The 18552-nt window shown below is 68.0% G+C and carries 17 protein-coding genes; 4 read left to right on the top strand and 13 right to left on the bottom strand.

Going from position 1 to position 18552, the window contains the following annotated elements; genetic code table 11:
* Both rplM and rpsI read left to right on the top strand, forming a co-directional pair.
* Positions 1 to 320 (top strand): 50S ribosomal protein L13 (rplM, locus tag AADI75_RS11175; protein ID WP_341209107.1); only part of this gene is annotated, 320 nt, incomplete at its 5' end.
* Entirely contained in the window at positions 320 to 871 is a 552-nt protein-coding gene (rpsI, locus tag AADI75_RS11170; protein WP_028965247.1) for a 30S ribosomal protein S9, read from the top strand. The genes rplM and rpsI, both read left to right, overlap by 1 nt.
* 109 nt (positions 872 to 980) lie before the next feature.
* Here rpsI and AADI75_RS11165 read toward each other — a convergent pair whose 3' ends face one another.
* The 10 genes from AADI75_RS11165 to AADI75_RS11120 form a co-directional block, all read right to left on the bottom strand.
* The gene (locus tag AADI75_RS11165; RefSeq protein ID WP_341209106.1) at positions 981 to 1832 is read right to left on the bottom strand and encodes a PEPxxWA-CTERM sorting domain-containing protein; all 852 of its coding nucleotides are present in this window, start codon (positions 1830 to 1832) and stop codon (positions 981 to 983) included.
* Between the two features lie 248 nt (positions 1833 to 2080).
* Complete coding sequence (locus AADI75_RS11160; RefSeq protein ID WP_341209105.1) at positions 2081 to 2407, bottom strand: hypothetical protein; 327 nt, start codon at positions 2405 to 2407, stop codon at positions 2081 to 2083.
* Positions 2404 to 3408: a chemotaxis protein CheB gene (locus AADI75_RS11155; protein WP_341209104.1), complete on the bottom strand. Its 1005-nt coding sequence runs from the start codon at positions 3406 to 3408 to the stop codon at positions 2404 to 2406. The genes AADI75_RS11160 and AADI75_RS11155 overlap by 4 nt, the downstream gene beginning before the upstream one ends.
* Before the next feature lie 37 nt (positions 3409 to 3445).
* On the bottom strand, positions 3446 to 3886 hold the full coding sequence (locus tag AADI75_RS11150) for a chemotaxis protein CheW (RefSeq protein WP_058756931.1): 441 nt from the start codon (positions 3884 to 3886) through the stop codon (positions 3446 to 3448).
* A gap of 20 nt (positions 3887 to 3906) precedes the next feature.
* Complete coding sequence (locus tag AADI75_RS11145; RefSeq protein ID WP_028965252.1) at positions 3907 to 4281, bottom strand: response regulator; 375 nt, start codon at positions 4279 to 4281, stop codon at positions 3907 to 3909.
* A gap of 47 nt (positions 4282 to 4328) precedes the next feature.
* The gene (locus AADI75_RS11140) at positions 4329 to 4883 is read right to left on the bottom strand and encodes a chemotaxis protein CheD (protein ID WP_341209103.1); all 555 of its coding nucleotides are present in this window, start codon (positions 4881 to 4883) and stop codon (positions 4329 to 4331) included.
* Complete coding sequence (locus AADI75_RS11135; protein WP_341209102.1) at positions 4880 to 5905, bottom strand: chemotaxis response regulator protein-glutamate methylesterase; 1026 nt, start codon at positions 5903 to 5905, stop codon at positions 4880 to 4882. The genes AADI75_RS11140 and AADI75_RS11135 overlap by 4 nt, the downstream gene beginning before the upstream one ends.
* Positions 5902 to 6753: a CheR family methyltransferase gene (locus AADI75_RS11130; protein WP_341209101.1), complete on the bottom strand. Its 852-nt coding sequence runs from the start codon at positions 6751 to 6753 to the stop codon at positions 5902 to 5904. Before AADI75_RS11130 ends, AADI75_RS11135 begins: the two co-directional genes overlap by 4 nt.
* On the bottom strand, positions 6750 to 8972 hold the full coding sequence (locus AADI75_RS11125; RefSeq protein ID WP_341209100.1) for a chemotaxis protein CheA: 2223 nt from the start codon (positions 8970 to 8972) through the stop codon (positions 6750 to 6752). Before AADI75_RS11125 ends, AADI75_RS11130 begins: the two co-directional genes overlap by 4 nt.
* A gap of 33 nt (positions 8973 to 9005) precedes the next feature.
* Positions 9006 to 9269, bottom strand: a complete 264-nt coding sequence (locus tag AADI75_RS11120; RefSeq protein WP_341209099.1) for an STAS domain-containing protein — start codon at positions 9267 to 9269, stop codon at positions 9006 to 9008.
* Between the two features lie 297 nt (positions 9270 to 9566).
* Between AADI75_RS11120 and AADI75_RS11115 the strand changes: the two genes are divergently transcribed.
* Positions 9567 to 10595 (top strand): DUF2332 family protein, encoded by a 1029-nt coding sequence (locus AADI75_RS11115; protein ID WP_341209098.1) that lies wholly within the window; start codon positions 9567 to 9569, stop codon positions 10593 to 10595.
* Between the two features lie 81 nt (positions 10596 to 10676).
* The gene (locus AADI75_RS11110) at positions 10677 to 12521 is read left to right on the top strand and encodes a methyl-accepting chemotaxis protein (protein WP_341209097.1); all 1845 of its coding nucleotides are present in this window, start codon (positions 10677 to 10679) and stop codon (positions 12519 to 12521) included.
* Between the two features lie 137 nt (positions 12522 to 12658).
* Here the strand turns inward: AADI75_RS11110 and AADI75_RS11105 are convergent, their stop codons facing one another.
* The 3 genes from AADI75_RS11105 to AADI75_RS11095 form a co-directional block, all read right to left on the bottom strand.
* Positions 12659 to 14560, bottom strand: coding sequence for an alpha-L-fucosidase (locus AADI75_RS11105; RefSeq protein WP_341209096.1), 1902 nt, complete (start codon positions 14558 to 14560; stop codon positions 12659 to 12661).
* A gap of 235 nt (positions 14561 to 14795) precedes the next feature.
* Positions 14796 to 17108, bottom strand: a complete 2313-nt coding sequence (locus AADI75_RS11100; protein WP_341209095.1) for a GH92 family glycosyl hydrolase — start codon at positions 17106 to 17108, stop codon at positions 14796 to 14798.
* The gene (locus tag AADI75_RS11095) at positions 17108 to 18532 is read right to left on the bottom strand and encodes a glycoside hydrolase family 125 protein (protein WP_341209094.1); all 1425 of its coding nucleotides are present in this window, start codon (positions 18530 to 18532) and stop codon (positions 17108 to 17110) included. Before AADI75_RS11095 ends, AADI75_RS11100 begins: the two co-directional genes overlap by 1 nt.
* Between the last annotated feature and the right edge of the window lie 20 nt (positions 18533 to 18552).

Raw genomic sequence — 18552 nt, 5'->3', positions numbered from 1 at the left:
ATTGCGGTGACAATGTCATCGTCATCAACGCGGACAAGGTGCGCTTCACCGGCAACAAGCTGACCGACAAGGTCTATTACAAGCACACCGGCTATGCCGGCGGCATCAAGGGCATCACGCCCGCCAAGGTGCTGGAGGGCAAGTTCCCTGAGCGCGTTCTGGAGAAGGCCGTCGAGCGCATGATCCCGCGCGGCCCGCTGGGCCGTCAGCAGATGCGTAACCTGCGGATCTTCGCGGGCGCCGAGCACCCGCACGAAGCGCAGAACCCGGAAGTCCTCGATATCGCGGCCATGAGCCGCAAGAACAAGGTGGGCGCATAATGTCCGACAACCGCCAGTCCCTTTCCGATCTGGGTGCGGCGCTCCAGCAGCAGCAGCAGGCCACCGACGGCGCGCCGGTCGAAACCTCGGCCGATGCGTATCTGGCCGGCGACGTGCAGGAGCCGGTGCAGCGCGCGCCGCTGCGTGCGCAGGAAATCGACAAGTACGGCCGCGCCTATGCGACCGGCCGTCGTAAGGATGCCGTCGCGCGCGTCTGGCTGAAGCCGGGCTCGGGCAAGATCACGATCAACGGTCGCGATCAGGAAGTCTATTTCGCGCGTCCGACGCTGCGTCTCGTCATCAACCAGGTGTTCGGCATCACCGAGCGCGAAGGTCAGTACGACGTGATCTGCACTGTCAAGGGCGGTGGTCTGTCGGGTCAGGCCGGTGCAGTGAAGCACGGCATCAGCCAGGCGATCACCCGCTACGAGCCGGCGCTGCGCGCGCCCGTCAAGGCGGCAGGCTTCCTGACGCGCGATCCGCGTGTCGTCGAGCGTAAGAAGTACGGCCGCGCCAAGGCACGTCGTAGCTTCCAGTTCTCGAAGCGCTAAGGTTCGCACCGGCCCGGATCGCGGAAGCGATCCGCGGCGAACCGACCGACGGTACGAAGGAGCGCTCCGGCAACGGGGCGCTCTTTTCGTACCGGTTGCCTTCGCACGATCATGACAAGGCGCCGTGGCGACGTCGACGGCGCAGCGCCATGCCGATGATCGCGAAGCCGCCAAGCAACGTCATCCATGTCGCGGGCTCGGGAACCGCCGCAGGATCAATGCCGGGGCTCAGTCTGACCCGGAAGTTCTTGAGATAATCGGGATCGACCGCCGCATAGGCCGGATCGATCGCAACGGATCCGGTGATCGCCGCATCGGTTTGAACGAAGCGGTTTGTGATCGGGCCGGGAAAGCCGAAGCAGCACGGACCATCCGGCGACGCCAGCGCGGAAGTGACGAGCAGGAAGGCGACGACATCGCCGACATGCACCACGCTGCCACCGACTGAGCCGGTCAGTCGCGTGCGCGGCGGGAAATAGGCGGTGTTGTCGAGAGACGCCGAATATGCCGGATCGTAAGGATTATCGAGGTTCGTGGCCGACGCATGCACCCGGTAGAAGCCGCCCGCGGTGGCGTAGCCGGTCATGGTATAGTTGAAGAACAGATAGAACGGCGCGGCATTCGCCGGCCCTTCGACGACCGCGAAAAAGGACAGGAACGAGCCCGCCTCGGCACCCGAATAGAGGTGCTTGCCGGACACCGGATCGGTGCCGAACGGGATACCTTCCGCATGGCTCACCATGCTCACATTGCCCCCGTCGAAGGCGATGCGGGTGCTGCTGCCGCTCGACGTATAGCTGCCGACGGTCGTGCTCGTGAACCGGCCATCGCCCAGCGGCGTGCCGATCAAGGTAGCTTCCGCGCTATAGGTCGGTACGTCGGTGGCGGATGCCGGAACGGTGACCAGCGCCGCGCCGGCGGCGAGCATCCAGCGAATCGTGCGACCATAATGCAGCGTCATGACCAGCTCCCAACGAATTTCCGTTTGGAACGAACGTCTTGATAGTGACGCTGCCAGCATAGCCGATCTGATCGCATGGGCAATGCCGCACGCCGATGGGGACCGAGTGGGGCGGTGTAGCCGGCATCGGTGGACGTCGACGCGGTATCGCCACCGCACGTTGGGCTCCCGCCCCTCGTCGGCCGGGCAGGAATCGCGCCCCGGCGCTCGTCCAAAGCAACCGGGTGGGTGGATCTTCTATACCTCTCCTAGGCCGACCCTTCGCCTGCCAGGAACGTGCGCAGCCGATCGGCCATGTCCTGCAGCGTCACCTGACCGATGTCGCCGTCCGCGCCATCGGACGTCCGCAGCAGGTCGGCGATCGCGAGCTGCATCTGCGTGACATGGTCGATCCGTTGCAGGCTGGCCATGTGGCGGCGCAGCGTGTCGCCGTCGCTCCCGAGATCGTATGCGAGATCGGCCAGCATGCTCGACGCGAGCACCAGCTCGGCGGCGAGTGCCTGCGCCAGCGGCCGCGGCACTCCGGCCGTCGCCGCGCGCCCCGTCGGCAGGGGCAGCCCCGCCGCGGCGCTCATTTCGAACACATCTTCATGACGCCCGCGACCAGCGCGTCGCTCGCGACCGGCTGCGAGACCATCCCGCGCGTCAGCGTGTAGCCGCCGCCGCTCTCGGCCGGGGCGAAGGCATAGCCGCCCGCCGCGTTCAGCGCGCGCAACCCGCCTGCGCCATCCTCGTTGCCGTCAAGCAGCAGCACGCCGACCGCGTTCGCCGCCGCCGCCTTCGCCGCGGAGGCGAACAGCAGCGAGATCGACGGACGTTCACCGGCGACCGGGTCCTTGGGGAGCAGGCGCAGCGTGCCGTTGGGCCAGCTGTCGATGACCAGGTGCGCGTCGCCGTGCGGCGCGAGATAGATCGTGCCCTGTTCCGGCTTCATGCCGTCGGCCGCGACCACCACCTTGGCGGCGCATTGCTCGGCGAGCTTTTCGACCATGCTCTCGACCATGCCCGGCCCCAGATGCTGGACGACCACGGTCGGCGGGCAATTGGCGGGGAAGCCGGAGAACAGGTCGAAGATCGACTTGGTGTTCGACGCGTCGCCGCCGACCAGCAGCAGGCGACCGTTCCAGTCGATCGGCGGGTGCTTGGCGGTCTTGGGCGCGCTCTTCGGCTTCAGGTCGGCTTTTTTGGCCGCCTTTAGTCGCTTGGCGAGCTTGGCGATGATCGCGTCGAGTTCGGCGGGCGCGGCGACGCGCGGCTTGGGGAAGCAGTCGATTGCGCCGAGCCGCAGCGCTTCGATCGATTCCGCCGCGCCGTCCTGCGTCCGGGTCGAGAACATGATGACCGGCATCGGCTTGGTGTCCATGATCTCGGCGAGATATTCGAGACCGCTCATCCCCGGCATCTCGACGTCGAGCGTCATGACGTCCGGGCGCTTGCTTTCCACCAGCCCGCGCGCCTCCGCGGCGCCATCGGCCATGCCGACCACTTCCACACCCGGGATCCGCTCAAGGGCCCCCGAGATCAGCGCGCGCATGGTCAGCGAATCGTCGACCACCAATACTTTCGTTCCAGCCATGACCCAGTCCTAAATTACGCGCGTTAACTATGTGTTGTCAGGCAGCGTCGGCCATTGCGGCGCGTTCCACAAGCCGTTCCAGTGCCAGTACCAGGATCAGCCGCTGGTCGATCGTTGCCAGGCCGTCGAGGAATTGTTGGGCGGCGGTGTCGCCCATGTCGGGGAGCGGCTGCATGTCCTCGGTCTGCACCGTGACGATGTCGTTGACCGCGTCGACGATAATGCCCTGCAATTGCTCGCCAATTCGCACGACGATGATGACGTGGCGCGCGGTAGGATCGGTCATGCCCCAGCCCAGCCGGTGACGCAGATCGAGCACCGGGAGCACCACCCCGCGCAAATTTACCACGCCACGAACGTGGCTGGGCACGTTCGGGAGCGGAGTGGCGGGCGACCAGGCGCGGATTTCGCGGATCGCCATGATGTCGACGCCCAGATACTGATCGCCGAGCTGGAAGGTGATGAGCTGACGGGACATAGGGTTCGTTCCTTGTGACATCAGTGCAGCACGCGCCGGATCGCGGCGGCGAGCTTTTCGGGGTGGAAGGGCTTGACGATCCAGCCGGTCGCGCCGGCCTGACGCGCGCGCTGCTTCTTCTCGTCGGAGCTTTCGGTGGTCAGCACCAGGATCGGCAGCGTGCGACGACCATCGGCGCGGACGTTTTCGATCAGCCCGAACCCGTCCATGCGCGGCATGTTGATGTCGGTGATGAGCAGGTCCGGCTCGTCCTCCTCGTCGAAGCTGGCGAGCGTCTCCAGCGCATGGACGCCATCCTCGGCCTCGACGACCTGATAGCCGAGGTCGGTCAGCGCGGCGCGCAGCAGCATTCGCATGCTGGGCGAGTCGTCCACGGTCATGATCGTCTTGGTCACGGGTACTGGCTCCTGGGCAGAATACGGGTCGTAAGGAGTGGGCGGGATCAGAAGAATTCGACGTCGCCGAGCGTGGCGGGCGGCGGCGGGGCGGGGCGGACCCGCACCACCGGCGCCGGGACCGACTGCTCGGTCACGACCCTGCAGCGCGCGAGGCCCAGCGCCGGGCGAAACTCGACCCGCCGCGCGCCACTGCCACCGACATCCTCGCCGACCAGCGCGATGCGCTCGTCGCGCAGGAAGCGACGGGCGAAGGCGATGTTGTCGCCGCCGATGTCGCGGAAACCGGTGCGCATCGTCGCGCCCCCGAAGATCCGCGCCTTGAACCGCGACCGCACCCCGCCCATCGCCAGCATCGCGTTGATGAGGACTTCCATCGCATAGACGCCGTAGCGCTGCATCGAGGCGGGATCGGAGGCATGTCCCTCCGCTAACAGATAGTGGTTAATACCTCCTACCTTGGCGACCGGATCGTAAAAACATGCAGCGATGCAGCTGCCGAGCACGGTGGTCAGCACGACGTCGGTTTCGTCGCTGACGCGCGTTTCCCCCTGCGCGACCGTGATGCGGCGCAGTCCGTCGCGAAGCGCGAGCCCCGTCATGCACGACACTCCTGGAGCAGGCGGGCGGCGATCCGGCGCAGCGGCATCTGCTGCACGACCGCGCCGATGCGGTGCGCGACCGCGGGCATCCCGTAGACGACGCTGGACGACTCGTCCTGCCCGATCGTCACCGAGCCGGACTGGCGCATCGCCAGCATCCCCTCGGCCCCGTCGGCGCCCATGCCAGTGAGGATCGCGCCGACCGCATCGGCACCGGCGATCCGCGCGACCGAGTGGAACAGCACGTCGACCGAAGGCTGATGCCCGCTCATCTTCGGGCCGGGCAGCAAGCGACAGTAGCGCCGCGTCGCCGGGCCGGCGATTTCAAGGTGTTGATCGCCGCCGGGCGCCAGATAGACCTTGCCGGGGCGCAGCACCGCGCCGGCGCGCGCTTCCTCGACGCTCGGCTTGCACAGCCGGTCGAGTCGCGCGGCGAAGCTGGCGGTGAAGCTGGGCGGCATGTGCTGCACGATGACGGTCGGCGGGCAATTGGCGGGGAAGCCGGACAGCAGCTCGATGAGCGCCTCGACGCCGCCGGTCGACGCGCCGACCGCGATCATCGACTGGTCGCGGGGCGTATAATCGGCCTGCGGTGCCGGTTCGGGCGTGCGCGGTGCCGCCGCGGCGCTGCGCCCGCGCGAACCGGAGGCGGCGCGGACCAGCGCGGGCAGGCGGATCGCCTCGTCCGGGCGGCGCAGCGCCAGCTTGTCGAAACATTCGAACGCGCCCAGTTCCAGCGCGGCAATGCTGGCGTCGGCGCCTTCCGAAGTCAGCGTCGAGAGCATGACCACGGGGGTCGGGCGCAACCGCATCAGCCGTTCGAGGAAGTCGAGGCCGTTCATCCCCGGCATTTCGATGTCGAGGGTGACGACGTCGGGATCGAGTTCCTTGATCCGCGCGCGCGCTTCCTCCGCGCTGGACGCGGTGCCAACGACCTGGATCTGCGGATCGCTGGCGAGCGTGCGCTGGATCAGTGCCTGCATGGTCAGCGAATCATCGACGACGAGGGTACGGACGCTCATGCGCGCACCTTCAGATAGGCGGTGCGCCCCACGCAGTCGAAGCGTGCCGCAACATCGGGCGACAATCGCTCCGAATGGCCGATGTACAGCATCCCCCCGGTCTCCAGATGATCGGCCAGCCGTGATTGCAGCTTGGCCTTTGTGGGTTCGTCGAAATAGATCATGACGTTGCGACAGCAGATCGCGTCGAAACGCCCTTTCATCGGCCACGGACCGAGCAGATTGAGCGGCCGGAACGAGATCGCCTCGCGCAGCGCCGGATCGACCGTGAGTCGATTGTCGACCCAGGTCGCGCGCAGCTTGGCGGGCACGGTGCGCAGCGTGTCCGCCGAATAGCGGCCGGCACGCGCGGTATCGAGGACGCTGGGCGACACGTCGGTGGCGAGCATCCGCAGATCGCCCTTGAGCAGCCGTTGCGCCGCCGACCGGTCATGGCCGAGCGCCGCCATCAGCCATGTATACGGCTCCTCGCCGCTGGAGCAGGCCGCCGACCACAGCCGGACGCGTCCGCCGCTCACCAGCCGCTGCGACAGCGTGGGCCACATCCGTTCGACGAAATCCTCGAAATGATGCGCCTCGCGGAAGAAGCTGGTGTGGTTGGTGGTGAGCGCATCCAGCATCCGGTTGCGCTCTTCCTCGTCCTGCTCGATCACCCGCAGATAAGACGACACGCTGGTCAACCCGCACGCGCGCACGCGCGGCGCGACGCGGCCGTAGACCAGCTGCGACTTGCCGTCCGGCAACAGGATGCCGAGCGTGTCGTAGACGATCTTGGCGATCGCCTGATGGTCAGCGGGCGCGAAGTCGAACTCGCGTTTGGCCGACGGGATGGCGAGCGCCGCGCTCACGCGGCGTGCGCCAGCTGGCTGCGCCGCGACCGTTGCGACGTGAGCGCATCGACGTCGATGATGAGCGCGACGCGCCCGTCGCCGAGGATCGTCGCACCGGCCAGGCCGTCGATCGCCTGATAATTGGCCTCGAGGCTCTTCACGACCACCTGACGCTGATCCTGGATCGAGTCGACCAAGAGCGCGGCCTGACCCTGATCGCCTTCGACGACGATCAGCACAGCCTTTTCCGGGTCGCGTTCGCCGCTGCCGATGCCGAGCTGTTCGGCGACCGGGTAGATCGGCACGTAGGAGCCGCGGACGTCGAGGACCGAGCCGTTGATGCCGATCGCGGTGACCGAGCGATCCGACGGCCGCAGGCTTTCGACGATATGGCTGAGCGGGATCACGAACGTCTGGTCGCCGACCGTGACGATCATTCCGTCGACCACCGCGAGCGTCAACGGCAGGCTGAGCGAGAAGCTGGAGCCTGACCCGAATTTCGAATGGATGCCGATGCGGCCGCCGAGCGCCTGGACGTTCTTGCGCACCACATCCATGCCGACGCCGCGCCCCGAGATGTTCGAGACGGTCGCCGCGGTCGAAAAGCCCGGCGCGAAGATCAGATTGTCGACTTCCTCGTCGCTGAGCACCGCGTCGGGCAGGATGATCCCGCGTTCGACCGCCTTGGCGCGGACGCGTGCACGGTCAATCCCGCGCCCGTCGTCGGCGACGGTGATGACGATCCGACCCGAATGATGCGCGGCCGAGAGCGTGACGACGCCGGTTTCGGGCTTGCCCGCCTTGATCCGCTCCTCGGTGGTTTCCAGCCCGTGATCGACCGCATTGCGGATCAGGTGGGTCAGCGGCTCGCCGATCCGCTCGACGACGGTCTTGTCGACCTCGGTCATCTCGCCTTCGATGTCGAGGCGGACGCGCTTGCCGGTTTCGCCTTCCAGCTCGCGGATGATGCGCGGCACGCGGCTGAAGACGGTCTTCATCGGCTGCGCGCGGATCGCCATCGTCGATTCCTGCAACTCGCGCGTCAGGTGATCGAGATCGGTCAGCTCGGAGATGCCGGCCATGTCGTTCTCGCTCAGCCGCTGCGCGAGCATCGCCTGGGTGATGACCAACTCGCCGACGAGGTTCACGAGACGATCGAGCTTGTCGAGATCGACGCGGATCGTCTGCGCGACCGGCGTCGGCGGCGGGGCAGGGGCGGCGGCGACCGGGCGCGGCGAGGCAGCCGGGGCGGCGAGGGTCGCAGCAACCGGTGCCGGAACGGGAGCGGGAGCCGGCGCCGGGGCAGGCGTGACGGCTGCCGGTGCCGGGGCGACGGGCTGCGGCACCGCGGCGACTGGGACGGGTGCGGGTGCCGGCTCGGGCGCGGCGGCGACGACGATGGTCGGCGGCGACGCCGGCGGCAGCGCCGCGACTCGCTCCAGCGTCAGCGCGCAGCCATCGGTGAATTCGAACACCGCACGGATGTCGTCCTCCTCGACCGCGGCCGGCACCGAGATGCGCCACGCCAGATACGACAGCTCGGGATCGAGCGTCGCGAGCGGCGGCAGCGAGTCGGCATCGCACGACAGGACCTGCGCGCCCATCCGCTGCAACTCGCGGAGCAGCAGCAGCGGCTCGCCGCCGTTGTCGAGCGCGTTGGCCGGCGGACGGAAGGTGAGCAGCCAACCCGGGGTAACCGCGTCCGCGGTCAGAAGATAGTCGTCGTCTGCCGGACCGGCCGCGCCGCCGACATCGTCGAGCATCGCCATCAGGTCGTCGAAATCGTCGCTGATGCCGGCCGGCGCCTGTTCGGCGAACGCGGCCGGTGCCTCGGTGACCGGATCGGCCGCGCCGGGCGCTTCCCCGCTCGACGCCGCGATCAGGCGAGCGAGCATCGCGGCATCGTCGGGCGCATCGCCGCCGTCGCGCGCCGCGGCAACATGATCGGCCAGCATGTCGAATGCGGCGACGATCAGGTCGACCAGCGCCGGAGTCAGCGCCAGCGTCTCGCTGCGCAGCAGATCGAGCAGCGGCTCATATTGATGGGTATAGGCCTGCAGCCGTTCGTGCCCGAACGCGCCCGCGCCGCCCTTGATCGAGTGGACCGCACGGAAGATGCCGTTGATCGTCTCACCGTCATATTGCTGATCGCGAAGCGCGGCGAAGGCGCTTTCCATGCCGGCCAGGCCCTCTTCGCATTCCTGGAAGAAGATCTGCTGGATTGCATCGAGGTCCAAGGTCGGGCTCCTGCGCGAAAAAAGGTAGTGAGGTCAGGCGGCGGTGAGGACGTCGATCGCGGCGAGTTCGCCGGCCTCGACCATCGCGACACTGGGGAAGGAGACCTGCCATGGCAGGCCGCGTGCCACCGCGGCGGCGCGCCCGGCGGCCAGCACCTGCAGACACGCCTGACCGATCTGGTCCACCCCGGCGGCGTCGATCGCGACCGGCTCTGCGGCGTCGACCAGCTTCTGCAACGACAGGCGCAGCGGCGCCGCCGCGGCGGTATCCAATCGGGGGCTGAGGACGATCGACATCGCGGTCTTTCCTGTCAGATGACGGTGGGGACGAGCGGGCCGAAGCGATGTGACATCATGATCGTCCCCTCCTTCCCAAAGATGGTCGACCCCCGCGCTTCATCCGCCGACGGGGGACGGGTCAGGAGCCGATGTGCCCGATCTGTCCTAAAATGACGTTAAACCTGCTGAGCGACGGCAAAGCATCTTTCGGGGCCGGTGCGGTTAATCCGATCACAACCAATGCCTTGCATGGATGACCGCGAACGGCGCCGGTGCCGGCGGGGAAGTGCATTGTTGCAGGCGTTAAGGACGGTCATGCCGGAGAGTGAATCGGGGGAATTGCTGCGACAGTCGGCGGTGATGCGCGCAATCGGTTCTCCGTTCGTGGCCGAGATCCTGGCGGCCGCCGACCGGCAGCTCCCTCATGCGCCGCGCACCCGCGCGATGCTGGCCGACTGGCCGGGTGATCCGGCCGCAGCGGCGGTGGCGATGCGGCTGAACGCGGCGCTGCACGCGCTGGCGCGTCGCGATACGCCGGCGGTGTTGGGTGCGCTCTATCGCGGTGAGCATGGCGACGTCGACGGGGCGGTGCGCGCCGCCTTCGTCGCGCACGATGCGTTCATCGCGGAGTGGATGCGCGATACGCCGCAGACCAACGAGGTCGGACGTGCCGGCGCGATCCTGGCGGCGCTGATGGAGGTGGTTTCGCGTGCCGACCTGCCGGTCGAGCTGATCGAGCTGGGATCGAGTGCGGGACTCAACCTGAACCTCGCGCGCTATCGCTATGATCTGGGGGGTGTCCTGACCGGGCCTGCCGACTCGGCGGTGCTTGTCGCGCCCGAATGGCGGGGCGCGCCCGCGCCGGATCGACCGGTCGACATCGTCGCGGCAGAGGGAGTCGATCTCCACCCGCTCGACCCGAACGACGCTGCGACGTGCGAGCGGTTGATGGCCTATGTCTTCGCCGATCAGCCCGCGCGGGCCGCGCGGCTGGCGGCGGCGCTGGCGGTCGCGCGGCAACACCCGCCGCGCATCACCCGCGCCGATGCGACGGCGTGGCTGGCGGAACGGCTGGGCACAGCGCAGCCCGCCGGGCGGTGGCGCGTGATCTTCCATTCGATGATGGCGCAATATGTCGGGGCGGCCGAGCGGCAGGCGCTGGAGCGCAGCATCGCGGCGGCCGGGGCGCGCGCCGACGAACGGCGGCCGCTGGCGCGGATCGCGTTCGAGTGGAACGCGGGGCGCACCGCGGTCGAACTGCGGCGCACCTGCTGGCCGGACGGCGGCACGCGCGTGCTCGCCCTCTGTCACCCCTATGGCGCGTGGATCGAGTGGCTGGGGTAAAAGTCCGGCCTTTATCCACGTTTAACTAATCGGCGCTACGCGTCGGACGACCAACAGGCCCGTGCGGCAGAAAGACCAGAGATGTTCAAGACCCTGAGCATACCGAGGAAGCTGGGTTTCTCATTCCTCGTCATCAATGCCTCGGCGGCGATCATGATGGTCGTCTTCTTCGCGAACATCTGGATGATTCGCTCGGCGACGGTGAACAGCAACCACAGCCAGGACGTCTATGCCAAGGCGCTGACGCTGGAGACGTCGATCCTGCGCGAGAACAGCCAGCTGCGCGGCTATCTGGTCACCGCCGATCCGACCTATCTGAAGTCGTACAACGAAGCGCGCGACGAATATGATCAGACGACCCTCGCGCTCGAGAAGCTGCTGATCGATCCGGCGCGCCGGGCGCTCGTCCTCACCTCGCGCGCGGAAGCCGCGAAGTGGCGGGAGGCGTGGAGCAATCGGCTGGTCGCGATGGTAAAGGCCGGGCAGCGCGAGGCCGCCGAACAGGCGGTGCGCGACGCCGGCAAGAAGGTGCTGACCAGCGCGATCGTGCTGCCGCTGCGCGATCTGCGCGATCAGGAAACCGCCGCGATCGAGGAGAATGCCGCGAGCCAGGCGCACGCGCTGACCACCGCGACGATCGCGCTGGTGCTGGGCGGCATCGCGCTGATCGGCATCGCGGTCCTGTTGCAGACGGCGCTGAGCCGCAGCATCGCGCGACCGATCAGCGCGCTGACCCGGCGCATGGCCGATCTGGCGGCGGGCAAGAGCGCGATCGACGTGCCCGACACGGCCCGCGCCGACGAGTTGGGCGACATGGCGCGCGCGGTGCTGGTGTTCCGTGATGCCGCACAGGCCAAGCTGACCGCCGATCAGGAGCGCGAGCTGGCAATGCGCGAGATCGGCGACGGGCTGCACCGGCTGTCCGAGGCCGACCTGACGGTGCGGCTGAACGCGCTGCCGGGTTCGTATGCGGTGCTGTCGAAGGATTTCAACGGCGCGGTCGGCAAGCTGTCCGACCTGACCTGCAACGTGCGGCGCAGCGTCGAGACGATCAAGCAGAACGCCGACGAGATCAGCCAGTCGGCGCGCGACCTGTCGGCGCGCAGCGAACAGCAGGCGTCGTCCTTGCGCGAAACCGCCGCAGCGATGGACGAGATCACGGGCACCGTGCGCGAGGGCGCGTCGAACGCCGCCGACGCGAACAAGGCGATGGCCGACGCGCGCAATGCCGCGCAATTGGGGGGCGAGGTGGTCCGCAAGTCGGTGGAGGCGATGAACGGCATCGAGAAGGCCAGCCGCGAGATCGCCGACATCATCAGCGTGATCGACGGCATCGCGTTCCAGACCAACCTGCTGGCGCTGAACGCCGGCGTCGAGGCGGCGCGCGCGGGCGAGGCGGGCAAGGGCTTCGCGGTGGTCGCCAACGAGGTGCGCGCGCTGGCGCAGCGCTCGGCCGACGCGGCGTCGGACGTCAAGACGCGCATCCTTTCCGCGATCCACCACGTCAAGTCGGGGGTCGAACTGGTCGACGAGACCGGGCAGGCGCTGGAGCGAATCATCGAGCGTGTCGGCAGCGTGAGCGTCATCATGGACACGATCGCGCGCGCGTCGGACCATCAGGCGCAGAGCCTGGGTCAGGTGAATATCGCGATCAACGAAATGGATGGCGTGACCCAGCAGAATGCCGCGATGGTCGAGGAATCGACCGCCGCCGCGAGCCTGCTGGCACGCGAGTCCGAGCAGCTTGCGGGTGCGGTCGCGACCTTCACGGTCGACGAGCCGGCCGCGCGTCCGGTGACTTTGGCGGCGAGTGCTGCGCCGCGCGCGCGCCACATCACCGCGCCGGCCCGCGCGCCGCGCGCCGTCCCCCGCGCGGTTGGCAACACCGCGCTGGCGACGAGCGAGGACGACTGGTCGTCGTTCTGAGCCGCCCGAGAGAAGCGTGGGCCGTAACGCCCCCTTTTCGTCATCGCGAGCGTAGCGAAAGCAATCCGGAGCCGGATCAGGACGCCCTGGATTGCTTCGCTACGCGCGCAATGACGGATCAGCTTCGGGGCTAAGATTTAGCCTGTGAACGCGCCGATCTCGGCCACCGTCATGTTGCCCGCCGGGATCGCGGGTGCATCGAAGCGCAGCCGGAGATAGCGCGCCTGCCGCACCGAAAAGGGCACGCGCTGCGTGGCGAGGGCATAAGCGATGTTGCCGAACTCTCCCGTAGCCGCTGGTGACCAATCCTTTCCATCCGCGCTCGTCTCGGCGACATAGCCGCGGGGTGGCGCGGTATCCTTCGCGACGGTGCGCGACGGCGTCAGGCTGAAGCCGGCGAGCGGCAGCACGCGGCCGAGATCGACCGTGACGCTGGCGGGATTGGCCGCGGTCGGTGCCGGCACCGTCCAGCGCGTCTGCGCGTCGCCGTCGATCAGCTTTTCCGCACCCGGCCCGCTGGCGGTGACGATCGACCAGCCGCGCTGCGGAATGATCGTCGGATCGGATACCCTGGGTGGTGCGACCGGCACCGGCTGCACTTGCCGGAACAGCGAAATCTCGCTGATCGCGGGGCAGGCGGGCGCATCGAGGATGCGCAGCCGTAGCCGGCGTGCCGACGACGGTTGCGGCAGGCGCACGATGCGCTGCGCGCTGATACACTCATGCTCGGCGACGGTGCGCCACTGCCCGGCTTCCTCGAGGTCGATCGCGAACTTCGTCACGCGCACGCCGAGCGGGAGATATTCGCGCAGGCGGATCACGTCGAACGTCCGGTTCGGCGGGAGATCGAGCGTCAGCGTCGGCGTGGTGTCGCCATCGGGGGTCGACCAATAGGTGTCGCGGCGTCCGTCGAGCACGCGTGACGCGGCGAAGGCGCGTCCGCGCTCGGCGCTGGCGTGCGCGACCGCGCCCTGCGCCAGATCCCGCGCATAGGTCTGCGCCTGCGCCGCGCCGAAGCTCTTGAGCACCGCAACGTCGTGATCGGCGATGCGGCCGCGGCGGTCGGGGGGAATGTTGAGGTGCATGTTGGTGCCGCGCCCGACCGACTCGTCGAAGTAGCGCAGCAGACGGGCCGGGCTCTTCACCTTGGCATCCTCGTCGGCGTGGTAGAACCAGCCGGGGCGGATCGAGGTGTTGGTTTCGGCAGGCCACCACAAGGGTGCGCCGCGCACACCCGAGTTACCCTCCGCCTGAACATAGGGATGCGCGGGCATCGTCGGCCAGCACGGATCGCCGGCGACGCCATCCTCATTGCCGACCCAGCGAATGTCCGCGCCATAGGGGTCGAAGGTACAGGCCATCGGCTGATGCTGGTGCACCAGCGCGATGATCGACGGCCAGTTATAGTATTTCGGCGCGTCGATCTTCCGCGTCTCGCGCGCGCCGCCGTAATAGCCGTCACCGCCGTTCGCGCCGTCGAACCAAAATTCGAACAGTTCGCCATAGCGCGTGCAGAGTTCGACCACCTGCTTGCGATAATAATCGATATACGCGGCGCGACCGTATTCGGTGTGGTTGCGGTCCCAAGGCGACAGATACAGGCCGAAGGCGAGCCCGGCGCGGCGCGTCGCCTTCTCCATTTCGCCGACGATATCGCCCTTGCCGCCCTTGTAGGGGCTGTTGCGGATGCAATGTTCGGTCAGCAGCGTCGGCCACAGGCAGAAGCCGTCGTGATGCTTGGCGGTGAGAATGATCCCGCGCATCCCGCCTGCCTTGGCCGCCGCGACGATCTGGTCGGCGTCGAAGTCGGTCGGGTTGAAGAGCTTTGGGCTCTCGTCGCCATAGCCCCATTCGCGATCGGTGAAGGTGTTGATCGAGAAATGGATGAAGGCATATTGCTCGCGCATGTGCCACGCGGCCTGCCGTTTAGAGGGTGTCGCGCCCCACGGTTTCGGTGCGGCGCTGCCCTGCGCCAACGCGGGGAGCGCGGTGGTGGCGGCACCGGCGGCGAGCAGCGCGCGGCGGGTGAGATCGGTCATTCGGGGCTCCTGACAGGGGCGCTAACGGCAGTCGTCACCCCGGCAGCGGCCGGAGTCCAGTGGCGAGCGGGGCGCGAGTTGCGGTCGGGTTTGCCGACCCGGTCTGCTCTCGCAGGGCGCGTATCACCCGCTCCGTTCGTGCTGAGCTTGTCGAAGCACGGGGTCTGTCGCACGTCCTTCGACAAGCTCAGCACGAACGGTGGGTTATGATCGAACGGGCGGCGAGAATGCGGCATCATGCTGGCGTCCGCCCGAACGACGGCGGTCGATCTGCCAAGTCGCGCCCGAACGCCGGGTTCGGCGTCGCGCTCATCGTGAACCGCAATGTACCGCCCTTCACCAGATCGGCGTGCGCGATCCAGCTTTTCGTCCACGGACGCCCGTTCCACGTCACCGCGGTCACGTAAGGCGTCGCGGCGGTATTGCCGGGGGCCTCGACCACCAGCCGCTTGCCGCCGGGGAGCGCCAGCGTCGCACGCTCGAACAGCGGCGAGCCGAACACATAAACCGCCTCGACCGGATCGACCGGGTAGAAGCCGAGCGACGACATCACGAACCACGCGCTCATCTGCCCGCAATCGTCGTTGCCGATCACGCCGTTCGGATCGTTCTTGTACATCTCGGTAAGCAGGCGGCGCACCATCCGCTGCGTCTTCCACGGCGCGCCGACGAAGGCATAGAGATAGGCGACATGCTGATCGGGCTCGTTGCCGTGCGCATATTGCCCGACCAGCCCGCTGATGTCGGGCGGCGCGTTCTTGGGCAGCGTCGACGGCGCGGTGAACAATGCGTCGAGCTTGGCCTCGAACTTTGCGTCGCCGCCCATGTGCGCAATCAGGCCGTAAACGTCGTGCTGGTTGAGGAACGTCGCCTGCCAGCCATTCGCCTCGGTATAGTCGCGCCACCACGGCTTGGGCATATGGCCGAGTTGGATCGGGTCATAATCCTTCCACCACGAACCGTCCGCGAAGCGCGGGCGCGCGAAGCCGATCGAGGCGTCGATGACGTTGCGCCAGTTGCCCGAGCGCTTAAGCAGCCGCGCTGCCTCGGCCTCCACACCCGCGACGCGCGCGATCTTCGACGACGCCCAATCGTCATAGGCATATTCCTGCGTGCGGCTGACGCTTTCGAACCATTTGTCGGCCGGAACATAGCCTTTGGCGTCGTACAGGTCGCGGCCCTTGCTGTTATCGAGATCGGGCGCGCTGAAGTCGAACGAGCGTTTGGCGATCGCGGGCCAGGCGGCGGCATAGTCGGCGGGGATGCCCTTGGCGTGCGCTTCGGCGAGCACCGACACGCCGTGCCAGCCCATCATCGTGCCGGTTTCGACGCCCTGCAACGGCCAGACCGGCGGGCCATAGGGGCTCTGCTGCGTTTGGCGGATCAGATCGTCGACCAGCGACTTAACGCGATCGGGCGCGACGAGCGTCAGCAGCGGGTGAAGCGCGCGGTACGTGTCCCACAGCGAGTAGGTCGAATAGGCGCGCTGCCCGGCGGGCACGGTATGCACCTGCCGGTCGAGCCCGACATAGCGGCCGTCGACGTCGGAGAAGAGCGTCGGCGCGACCATCGTGTGATAGAAAGCGCTCGCCATGATCGTGCGCTGGTCGGCGGTGCCGCCCTCGACAGTGATCGCGCCCAGCGCTTCGGCCCAGCGGCGCGCGGCGGCGCGGCGGACGGTGTCGAAGTCCACGCGTGCGGCTTCCGCAGCGAGGTTCGCGCGCGCGCCCGCGACATCGACCGCGGAAATGCCGCAGCGGATCACGATCGGTGCCGCGCCGGCATCGTCGTAGAACAGCACCGCCTTGACGCGCTTGCCCGCGACATTGGTCGCACCCTTCGGCTGCTCGGCGTCATCGTCGCCGTAGAAGGCAACGCGGTCGGGTTTGCGCGAGAGCTGCATCGCGAAATGGATGCGGCGGCCCTTCGCCCAGCGGTGGACGCGGCGGCTGCCGGTCAGCGTGCCGTCGGCGTCGAGCGCGAGGCTGCCGTCGTCGATCAGCGGCGGATTGTCCCACTTGTCGAGGACCATATGCGCCATGTCGATCAGGATGTGACCGGCGCCCTTGGGGAAGGTGTAGCGGTGCCAGCCGGTGCGCTCGGTCACGGTCAGTTCGGCGCGGACGCCGCTTTCCAGCGCGACGCGGTAATAGCCGGGTTCGGCCTGTTCGTCCGAATAACGCTGGCGATAGCCCTGGTCGGGCGCGTCGATCGGGCCGGGCTGGAGCTGCACCGGGCCGCGCGTCGGCACGACCAGCACGTCGAGCATGTCGCCGATCCCGGTGCCCGACAGGTGCGTATGGCTGAACCCCATGATCGAGCCGTCGCCGTGGTGGTAGCCGGAACAGGTATCCCAGCGCGCGACATCGGTGTCGGGCGACAGCTGCACCATCCCGAACGGCAGCGTCGCGCCGGGATAGGTGTGGCCGTCGCCGCCGGTGCCGACGAACAGGTTCGGCGCCGGCCGAGCCGGGGCGGCGGCGAAGGCGGGCAGGGGCGTGACCGCGACGGTGGCGGTGGTCGCGAGCAAGGCGCGGCGGGTGAGCATTACAGGGCTTCCTTGAGGATCGCGGGGTTCGTGCGCGCGACGCGCACGATCAGTTCGCCGAACAGGCCGTTGGCCCAGGCGAACCAGTGGCGCGTCCATTTCGCCGGGTCATTCATGTCGAATGTTTCGTGCATGAAGCCGGTGCCGGCATCGGTGTCGCGCAGCGTCTTCAGGCAGGCGCGGATCGTAGCCGGGTCGCGGGTGGAAAGCGCGCGGACGATCAGCGACATCGGCCAGATCTGCCCCAGCCCGACGTGCGGGCCGCCGATGCCCTCTCCCGCCGAACCGCGGAAGAAATAGGGGTTGGCGTCGCTCCACGCCGCCGCCTCGGTGCGCCGCCAGAGCGCGTCGTCGGGCGCGACGCAGCCGAGATAGCCGAGGCCCGAGAGCGAGGGCACGTTGGCGTCGTCCATGAACAGCGCGTTGCCGAAGCCGTCGACCTCATAGGCCCAGACCTCGCGCCCGTCGCGCAGCCGCATCGTGCCATATTGCTTTAGCGCCGCCTCCACCTCGGCGGCGAGCGCGGTGGCGTCGGTGGCGAGCGCGGTGTCGTGCGCGGCCTCGGCGGCGACGACCGCCAGTTCGCGCAGCGCGGTGACCGCGAACAGGTTCGACGGGATCAGGAACGGATATTGGCAGGCGTCGTCGGACGGGCGGAAGCCCGAGACGATCAGCCCGACCGGGCGCATCGGATTGCCCCAGCCCTCCAGCGGCATCGTCTCGGTATTGCGGTTCGAGGTGCGCAGGAAGCTGTAGGGCCCGCGTCCGTCCTTGCGCTGCTGCTCGCGGAAGGTGCGGACGCTCGCGCGCGCCGCCGCGGCCCATGTCGCATCGAACGGACGCGGGTCGCGCGTCGCCTGCCAGTAACCGTGCGCGAGCCGCATCGGATAGCAGAGCGAGTCGATCTCCCACTTCCGCTCGGCGACGCCCGGTTTCATTTCAGTCTGGTCCTTGAGTGACCAGGAGAGATCGGTCTTTGCCGCAGGGTCCTGCATGAAGGCATTGGCATAGGGGTCGATCAGGATCGAGCGCGCCTGTCGCGCGATCAGTCCGCGAAGCAGCTCGCCGAGCCTCGGATCGTCCTTGACCAGATGCAGGTAGGGGGTGACCTGCGCCGAACTGTCGCGCAGCCATAGCGCGTTGATGTCGCCGGTGATGACGAATGCGTCGGGCTGACCGTCGACACTGCCCATCTTCACGGTGGTGTCGAGCGTGTTCGGGTAGCAATTGCCGAACATCCAGCGCAGCTTCGGGTCGGCGATCTGTTTCGAGACCCGCGCCAGCTCGCGCTCGACCGCGGGCGAGGTGAAGCGGCGGTCGGCGAGCGCCGGGCGCTTGCTGGCGAAGTCCGACGTCGCGCCAAAGGCGGGCGACGCGGCGAGCGCGGCGCTGCCGGCGAGGAAGTGGCGGCGGGTGGGGGTCATGCGGGGATTTCCGACTGGTT

This window comes from uncultured Sphingomonas sp. (genome assembly GCF_964021865.1).
In the GTDB taxonomy this organism is placed as follows: domain Bacteria; phylum Pseudomonadota; class Alphaproteobacteria; order Sphingomonadales; family Sphingomonadaceae; genus Sphingomonas.
The sequence above is the reverse complement of the archived record's forward strand: the minus strand, read 5'-3'. Positions and strand labels throughout refer to the sequence as shown.